We start from the raw sequence: 8,391 nt of genomic DNA, 5'->3' as shown, positions 1-8,391 counted from the left end.
ATCGTTGAAATCAGAGTATTTCCTGAGCAATCTAAGTACGATCAATTAGGACAAGCTAAGGGTGATACACTGTGTGAGCAAAAACCAGGAGAGGTAATAATTGAAGCAAGAAGCGACACCCAATGAGATAAGATGCGTTTACCCTGGGGCAACAAGCCAAAATCCTTACATGTTAAAAACTTGTCAAGAGTTCATAATAAAGATGGATAGGCTTACAGCGTTTTAGAGAAATTACAAGTTCTCAAGGCTTTTATTTTTACAGTCAATACTTAGGAGTTTGACTGAAAAAAAACTGGAGCACTAAAGTGTTCCTGATCGAACAAATTAACTGCCTTGGGCAATCGAAGAGTAAACCTACTACCAACACCTCGTTCGCTGTATACTTGCAAGCTACCGTGGTGGGCAATAGCGATCGCATTAGCAATTGCCAGCCCTAATCCAGAACCTCCTGTATGACGAGAGCGATCGCTCTTGACTCGATAAAAGCGATCAAAAATTCGCCCTTGGTCTTCTTGGGCAATACCAATCCCCGTATCTTCTACCTGGATCACCGCCTGTTGGTCGCTCTTGTCTAAAATAACAGTTACTTTACCACCCACAGGGGTGTATTGGATACCATTAATAATTAAATTAGAAACTAGGCGATAAAGCTGCTCAGAATCACCTACAACCTCCAGAGGAGTTGACACTCGCACCGAAGATGTCAGTGTAATTTCGGAAGCGATTGCCAAGGCTGCTAATTCCTCAACTAAATCGCTAACCAGGTCATTGAGACAGCATGTCTGGTGACCTACAGATGCTGGTTGTCTATCTAAGCGAGACAACAACAACAAATCCGCAACTAACTGACTCAGCCGCTGATTTTGACGTTCAACAATTTCGAGAATGTTTCGTGCTTCTTGTTGATCCAAGCTAGGCATCAAAAGTGCTGACTCAACCGTTGCCAGTGTCGCAGCTATCGGTGTCCGTAGCTCGTGGGCAGCATCAGCGGTAAACTGTTGAATCTGTCTGTAGGATTGGTAAATAGGTTGCATTGCCAAGCCTGCTAACCACCAACTGCCACTGCCGACTAAGATCATTGCCATTGGCAGCCCCAATGCCAAGATTAATTTTACCGTATTGAGGTAGTCCTTGAGGTATTGGAGAGAGTGCCCCACCTGCAAATACCCCCAATCCCGCTGATCTTGAGTATGTAGCGATAGAGAAATTTGGTGATAGGAGTTGCCCTTACCATCGGAAAGGGTTTGCCAAGGTGCTTGGTTAAACACCTGGGGTAATCCCTCTGGGTAAGTGCCTGCAATGGCAATTAAACGTCCTGAGGTATCAAATAGCCGGATGTAGTAGTGACCTTGGCTAATAGCACTGAGGATGTGGCGTTGGGAACTCACCAGTGCTTGGGAACAGTTAACTCCAACGATACACAGATTCGGTAAAAGTTCACCAATTATCGGCTCTACCCGTCCCGGTTCCTTGAGCTTCCATTCCAGACTATCATGGAGTGTCCCCGCAACGGATTTTAACTCCCGGTCTGAAGTGACTAAATGGGCATGAGCGATCGCTCTGTAAACACCAAATCCCAACAGGCTCAAAATAAACCCCATGACGATGGCATAGGAAAGTGCTAATTTCCCACGAGTCTGGTTAAATAGCCTATTTTGATTCATTGTTTTTTGAGATTGAGACAATATCCCAAACCATGCACAGTTTCAATCGGAATGCTGGAGTTGATTGATTCGAGTTTCCGACGTAGCAGGCGCATTTGAGCCGCCACTACGTTACTGATCGGTTCTGCACTCACTTCCCAAAGCTGATTGCGAATTTGGTTGGTGGTCATCACCTGATTGGGATGCTTCATGAAATACTCTAAGAGCTGGAATTCTTTATTCGTGAGTGGAATGTCGAGTTTCTCACCATTGGCAGCAAGACGATAAACTGTTCGGTTACCATAGTCTAAAATAAGGTCACCCACCTGAAGTTGTTGGGGCTGGAGTAGGGGTGTTCGCCGGTGCAAGGCTCTAACTCTTGCTAGCAACTCTGCCATTCGGAACGGTTTCACTAAATAATCATCGGCTCCCGTATCCAAACCCATTACTCTATCTTCCAGGCGGTCTTTTGCCGTTAGCATCAAAATAGGTAAGGGATTATTACGATAGCGTAACTGACGCAGTAACTCTAGTCCCGATAGCCCTGGCAGCAACCAGTCGAAGATAGCTAGGGTATATTGGGTTTCGTGGTTGTTTAAATAACCCCAAGCGTCAGTGCCGTTAACAACCAAGTCCACCACATACTTCTCTATATTCAACGCTCGCTTAATTGCAGCACCCAAGTCTGGTTCATCTTCAACTAGCAGTACTCTCATCTGTCTTTTCCCGCTGGATACTTTGTCTATAGTAGCGATATGCGGGAAAGAAAGCGGGGCAGGGTGTACCGGATAAATTAGCTTAAAGCTGCATGCACCTATAGCCAATGTATGTAAGCCTTAATTATAAAACATAGATTGATATAAATATATGTAATCAAAATGAAATTGTGACAGTCATTAACAAATATCAACAAATCAATTTCCTACTGTCATAAGCTGAAGCCTTACGAAAGTCCTAACAAAAAATAATTTCATCGATACCTAACATTTCATCCTGATTTCATATTTGCTTGTGATACTGAATCAAGACGACAGCAAACGACCATCCAGAAACCTTGGGTATCTGGGTAGAGACTATGGTGACTACTTGCACCCTCTGCTGAGCATCAAAAGCACTGATCCATTATGCACAAGACAGAAAAAATCCTGGCTTCAACGTTTACCTTTTTGCTGCTGATAGCGATCGCACCAGTTGCTGTTTTCGCCCATGCCGGGCATGGAAATGAGTTCCAAAGCGGAACCGAAGCCACGAGCAATCCGGAAGGAATTAAGGTAGATGCCACCACCGCTAGTCAAATTGGGATTAAACTCCAATCCGTCTCTAGGCAGTTTTTGGATATTGGGATTAAAACCACCGGGCAAATTGAAACCCAGCCCAACCAACAGGCGCAAGTAACAGCGCCGATTCCCGGTACAGTTGCTAAACTTTTGGTCAAACCAGGTCAGAGGGTCAAAAAAGGTCAAGCGGTTGCTGTCATCTCTAGCTTGGAGTTAATTGAATTGCGGGTTGAGTCTCTCGATAGACTGACTGAAGCTAAGGCAACATTGGGAGAAGCTGAGGCAAATCTGGAACTAGCTAGGGAAAATTTAGAACGTCAGCGTCAAATTGCTGCTGCTGAAATCGATGAAGCTGAAACTCAGCTAGCAGTAGCCCAAGAAGAATACGATAAAGACCTAGGATTAGCAATCGAAGGTGCTCTGGCTCGACGTCAGATGCTAGAGTCGAAAACTAAGCTAGCAGAGGCTAAAACGTTACTGAAAAGAGCATTTAGCCGTCGGGAGGTTCTGGAAGCAGAAGCGGAACTAAAACGGGCTCAAACAGCGGTTAAGGCTGCCAAATCTCGGGTTCAACTGAGCGATACTACCTACAAAACCCGACTGCAACAACTTAGTAATTCTGCTAATGAGCAAGGAAGGGTAACGGTGCTTGCTCCAATTTCCGGTACAGTAGCGCAGTGGAAAGTAACCTTGGGTGAATCGTTTGAAGACGCAGGTGGGCAACTGATGACGATTGTTAACAATAATCAAGTCTGGGCAACTGCTAATATTTATGAAAAAGATTTATACAAGGTAAAAATAGGTCAAAAGGTCAGATTAGAAGTTTCTAGTCTGCCTAATCAGACTTTTACAGGTCAAGTTACCCAAATCGACCCTATCGTGGCAGGTCAGACACGAGTAGTGCCAGTGAGGGTAAAGTTGGATAATCCTGGAGGGCAACTAAAACCAGGAATGTTTGCTCAATTAAATATTCTTACTGATAAAACCAGTGTAGCTACTTTAGCGATTTCTCAAGATGCTTTGGTGGATGCTAATGGTAAACAACTGGTTTATGTAGAAAATGGTCAGAACTTCTATGAACCTGTAGAACTTACTCTTGGTTCAACTTTTGGGGATTTGGTAGAAGTCAAGAATGGTTTATTTGAAGGTGACCAGATTGTGGCTGAAGGCGGGGTGATGTTGTATGCCCAATCCCTAAGGGGTGGCTCTAAAGCTGATCACCATGACCATGAGCAAGAAGAACATAATCATAAGGCAACATCGACTAATGTTAATGTTGCTAGCCTACCCTGGTGGTGGGTTTTTCCTGTAGGAGGGGTAATTACAGCTGGTGCTTTTATGCTCGGACGCCGCACTGCTTCACAATCAAGACCAGCACCTATAGAAATTTCCGATGGGCTGACCAATAATAGCTATCATCCCACTGCTGATGTAAAAGGAAATGCCCAGAGCAATGGGGATGGCTATTTAGATTCGGCCATTCCTAATAGTTTCGTAAACAGGCAATAATCAGCAAGGCTGTAGGTAAGACCAAAATGCTTAACTCGATCCTGAAGTGGTCTATTGCTCGACGCTGGCTAGTTGTAATTGGCGCTATCATCGTCACAGTTTGGGGATTTCGCATTGTTTCCCAAATGCCCTTAGATGTATTTCCCAATTTTGCTCCTCCCCAAGTTGAAATTCAAACGGAAGCACCGGGATTGGCTCCAGAAGAAGTAGAATCTTTAGTCACAATGCCTGTCGAAAGTGCGATCAATGGCATTCCTGGATTGACTACAGTACGCTCCTCTTCGGGAGTGGGCATTTCGGTAGTTAAAGTTATTTTTAAATGGGATACTAATATCTATCAAGCTCGCCAGTTAGTAACTGAACGGTTACAACAAGCTGCTGCCAGATTACCAGAAGGAGTAGAATCACCGCAAATTTCTCCCCTTTCCTCGCCCATTGGTACCATTCTTTCCTACGCTTTTACCATTGACGAAGATGTAGAGACAGGAGATGTCCCCTCTGAAATTGACCTAATGGCTGTGCGTCGATTGGTTGACCGAGATATTACCAACCAATTATTGGCAGTAGCGGGGGTAACTCAGGTAATTGCCTATGGGGGAGATGTACGTCAGTATCAGGTACTGGTTGACCCTGCCAAGTTAACCGCTTTTGATGTTTCCTTAGCAGAAGTTACCGAAGCAGCAGCAGCAGCAAATACTAATGCAGCGGGTGGCTTTCTGATTAGTCCAGACAAGGAACTATTAATTCGAGGCATTGGACGAGTTGAGTCAATAGAGGATTTAGAACAATCGGTGGTAGTGGCACGTAATGGCACACCATTGCTGCTTTCTGATATCGCCGATGTCCGAATTGGTGCTGCATTGAAGCGGGGTGATGGTAGCTTGGATGGAAAAAAAGCGATTGTGGTGCTAGTTAACAAACAGCCCCTGGCTGATACTCCTACTGTTACTAAAGCCGTAGAAGCAGCCATGGAGGAAATTAAAGAGGGTTTGCCGGAGAATGTCAAGGTTACTGTTACTTTCCGCCAATCCGATTTTATTGATGCCTCAATTAAAAATGTCAGGAATGCCTTGCGGGATGGCATCATCATTGTTTCTATTATTCTGTTTCTGTTCTTAATGAACTGGCGCACTGCCATTATTACCCTCAGTGCCATTCCTCTGTCTTTGTTGATTGGGATGATGCTACTCAATCTCTTTGGTTTGGGAATTAATACCATGACTCTGGGAGGACTAGCTGTAGCAATTGGGTCAGTGGTGGATGACTCGATTGTGGACATGGAAAATTGCTATCGGGGATTACGGAAAAATCAGCAAGCAGGAAATCCCCTCAACCCATTACAGGTGGTTTATAACACTTCAGTGGAAGTGCGAGTGAGTGTGCTGTTTTCTACAGTAATTATCGCTGTAGTCTTCGCACCAATTTTCACCCTTACTGGTGTTGAAGGTCGTATCTTTGCACCGATGGGAGTAGCCTATCTCGTATCAATTTTTGCCTCTACATTTGTAGCCCTGACCCTGAGTCCAGCTTTGTGTGCTTTCTTGCTTGCTACTGTACAGTTACCGGAAGAAGAAACTTGGGTAGCGCGCTTTTCTAAAAAACTATATCAGCCATTAATTCGGTTTTCTCTTCATGCTCCCAGTCTAGTTTTGCTAACAGCAGTAGCCGGGTTTGTCGCTTCTATAATTATTTTTACCTCTCTAGGACGAGTCTTTTTACCAGAGTTTCAGGAGCGATCGCTTGTGAATGCTTTCACTCTTTATCCCGGTGTCTCTCTGGAAATGACGAATCGGGCTGGTTCAGCCATGCAACTAGCTCTCAAAGATGACCCCCGGTTTGAGTCAGTGCAGTTACGTTCAGGGCGTGCTCCCGGTGATGCTGATGCTGGTAGTGTTACTCTCGGCCATTTGGATGTGGAAATTTCAGATGAGGGGATGAAAGACCGAAAAGCAACCATTGAGAAACTGCGTGAGGAATTTGCCAAGTTACCAGGGGTAGCTCCTAGTATTGGTGGTTTTATTTCCCACCGCATGGATGAAGTCCTCTCAGGAGTCAGGAGTGCGATCGCAGTGAAAATTTTTGGTCCGGAACTTTCGGAATTACGAACTATTGGTGCTCAAGTTCGAGATGGGATGCAAGATATTCCTGGTGTGGTGGATCTAATTCTTGAACCGCAAATTCCGATCAAACAGGTGCAAATTACGTTTGACCGCGCTGCTGCTGCTCGTTATGGTCTTAGTGTTGGTCAGCTGGCAGAAATTGTTGAAACTGCCCTCAATGGTAAAGTTGTGTCGCAAGTACTGGAAGAGCAACAGTTATTTGATTTAGTAGTGTGGTTGAAAGCCGAATACCGCAATAATCTTAATAGGATTAGCAACCTGCTAGTTGACACTCCCACGGGGACTAAGATTCCTCTTGCCCAAGTTGCTCAGATTAGTTATGGTAAGGGACCCAACACCATCAACCGCGAAAATGTTTCTCGTCTGATTGTGGTCTCAGCTAACGTTGCTGATCGAGATTTAGGTAGTGTAGTTGAAGAGATTCAAGCCACAGTCAAGGAGAGAGTACAATTACCTTCTGGCTACTTTATCCAATATGGAGGACAGTTTGAATCAGAACAACGAGCATCCCAAAATTTACTAGTATTCGGTACTCTGGCACTGATTGTAATTGCTGTTTTAATGTACTTTGCTGTCAAGTCAATTTCAGCAACAGTGATGATTATGCTCAATCTACCTCTAGCATTAACTGGGGGAATTTTTTCCGTTGCCCTCGGTGGTGGTATTGTCTCTGTTGCTTCCATGGTAGGGTTTATCACTCTCTTTGGTGTTGCTACCCGCAATGGTTTACTTCTGGTAGATAATTACAACAATAAATTGGCTCAGGGAATGCCTTTGAGTCAAGTGATTATTGAAGGTTCAACGGAACGATTAGTGGCAATTTTAATGACGGCGTTGACTTCAGCTTTAGGGATGGTTCCTCTCGTAATTGGCACGGGGGCAGGGAAAGAAATTTTACAGCCATTGGCAATAGTTGTGCTGGGAGGATTGTTTACTTCTACAGCTTTAACCTTATTGGTATTACCAGCTTTGTATGCTCAGTTTGGTCGCTTTTTCATATCTAAACCCATCAATTCTGGTATTTCACCTGAAGACTTAAATTCATCCTTTAAACGTGGTTCAGTGGTGGGTCAATAGGTAAGTAGTCAGCTGTAAGCTGTCAGCGGTAAGCTTAGTCAGTATCAACTTTTTTACTGGTTATCAAAAAAATAAATTAGTTTGAAAGGAGTAAAACTATGGGTTCGTGGTTGCAGTCAAATTTAATTGTTCTATCTAGTTTGGGATTGATATTTTTAGCCTCCTGTGGCAATAGTACAAAAGAGACTACTCAAACTACCTCTTCAGAAACTGTCACCAAAACTGAGAAGGTTGATTCCTCCAGCCATGGTGATGGTTACTCCCAAGGTGGTCAAATCATTGAATCTGGCCTTTATCATTTAGAATTGTTGCCTATCGTAGAAAAACAGGGCATTCACTTAGACTTTTTTCTACAACAGGGCGAGGAACACAAAAGTGTATCTAATGCCAAAGTTAAGGCTCAAATTCAGTTACCAAATGGTGAGCAAAAGAATCTAGATTTCAGTTATGACCAGGCTGGTAAACATTACGCCGCTTTTTTACCAGGAAAAGCTACTGGGGAATATAAAGTAGTTATTCAGACTGACATTAACGGAAAAAAAATCAACGGTCGCTTTTCATTTAAACAATAACTATTGTGGGTAAATACATAATGAATCGTTTGGTTAGCGCATTACTAGTTAGTTCTACTTTATTGCTGGCTCAAAGTTGTTCAACACTAGGGCAATCTGGAGATGCATCTGTTGAGGGAGATAAACACCATGGTCACCATAATCACAATGAGCATGGTCATCACCATGGTAGCCATGGTCACGGAAATAAACC

General features: G+C 43.9%; 5 protein-coding genes. 3 read left to right on the top strand and 2 right to left on the bottom strand.

Features of this window, described 5'->3' with window-relative positions; translation table 11 throughout:
* Nucleotides 1-269 precede the first annotated feature (269 nt).
* Complete coding sequence (gene rppB / locus F6K38_RS30710) at nucleotides 270-1,664, bottom strand: two-component system sensor histidine kinase RppB (RefSeq protein ID WP_287358848.1); 1,395 nt, start codon at nucleotides 1,662-1,664, stop codon at nucleotides 270-272.
* Nucleotides 1,661-2,359, bottom strand: coding sequence for a two-component system response regulator RppA (gene rppA / locus F6K38_RS30705; RefSeq protein WP_287358845.1), 699 nt, complete (start codon nucleotides 2,357-2,359; stop codon nucleotides 1,661-1,663). The genes rppB and rppA overlap by 4 nt, the downstream gene beginning before the upstream one ends.
* A gap of 408 nt (nucleotides 2,360-2,767) precedes the next feature.
* Here rppA and F6K38_RS30700 point away from each other — a divergent pair, with 408 nt between their 5' ends.
* The 3 genes from F6K38_RS30700 (at nucleotide 2,768) to F6K38_RS30690 (ending at nucleotide 8,198) form a co-directional block, all read left to right on the top strand.
* A complete protein-coding gene (locus F6K38_RS30700; protein ID WP_287358842.1) occupies nucleotides 2,768-4,429 on the top strand; it encodes an efflux RND transporter periplasmic adaptor subunit in 1,662 nt (553 codons plus the stop codon).
* A 26-nt stretch (nucleotides 4,430-4,455) separates the two neighbouring features.
* Nucleotides 4,456-7,626 carry an efflux RND transporter permease subunit gene (locus tag F6K38_RS30695; protein WP_287358840.1) on the top strand — a complete coding sequence of 1,057 codons (3,171 nt, stop codon included), beginning with the start codon at nucleotides 4,456-4,458 and terminating at the stop codon, nucleotides 7,624-7,626.
* Between the two features lie 98 nt (nucleotides 7,627-7,724).
* On the top strand, nucleotides 7,725-8,198 hold the full coding sequence (locus F6K38_RS30690; protein ID WP_008186218.1) for a hypothetical protein: 474 nt from the start codon (nucleotides 7,725-7,727) through the stop codon (nucleotides 8,196-8,198).
* Nucleotides 8,199-8,391 lie beyond the last annotated feature (193 nt).

It is taken from the genome of Moorena sp. SIO3B2, from assembly GCF_010692525.1.
In the GTDB taxonomy this organism is placed as follows: domain Bacteria; phylum Cyanobacteriota; class Cyanobacteriia; order Cyanobacteriales; family Coleofasciculaceae; genus Moorena; species Moorena producens.
This window is presented reverse-complemented; position numbering and strand designations above follow the sequence as displayed.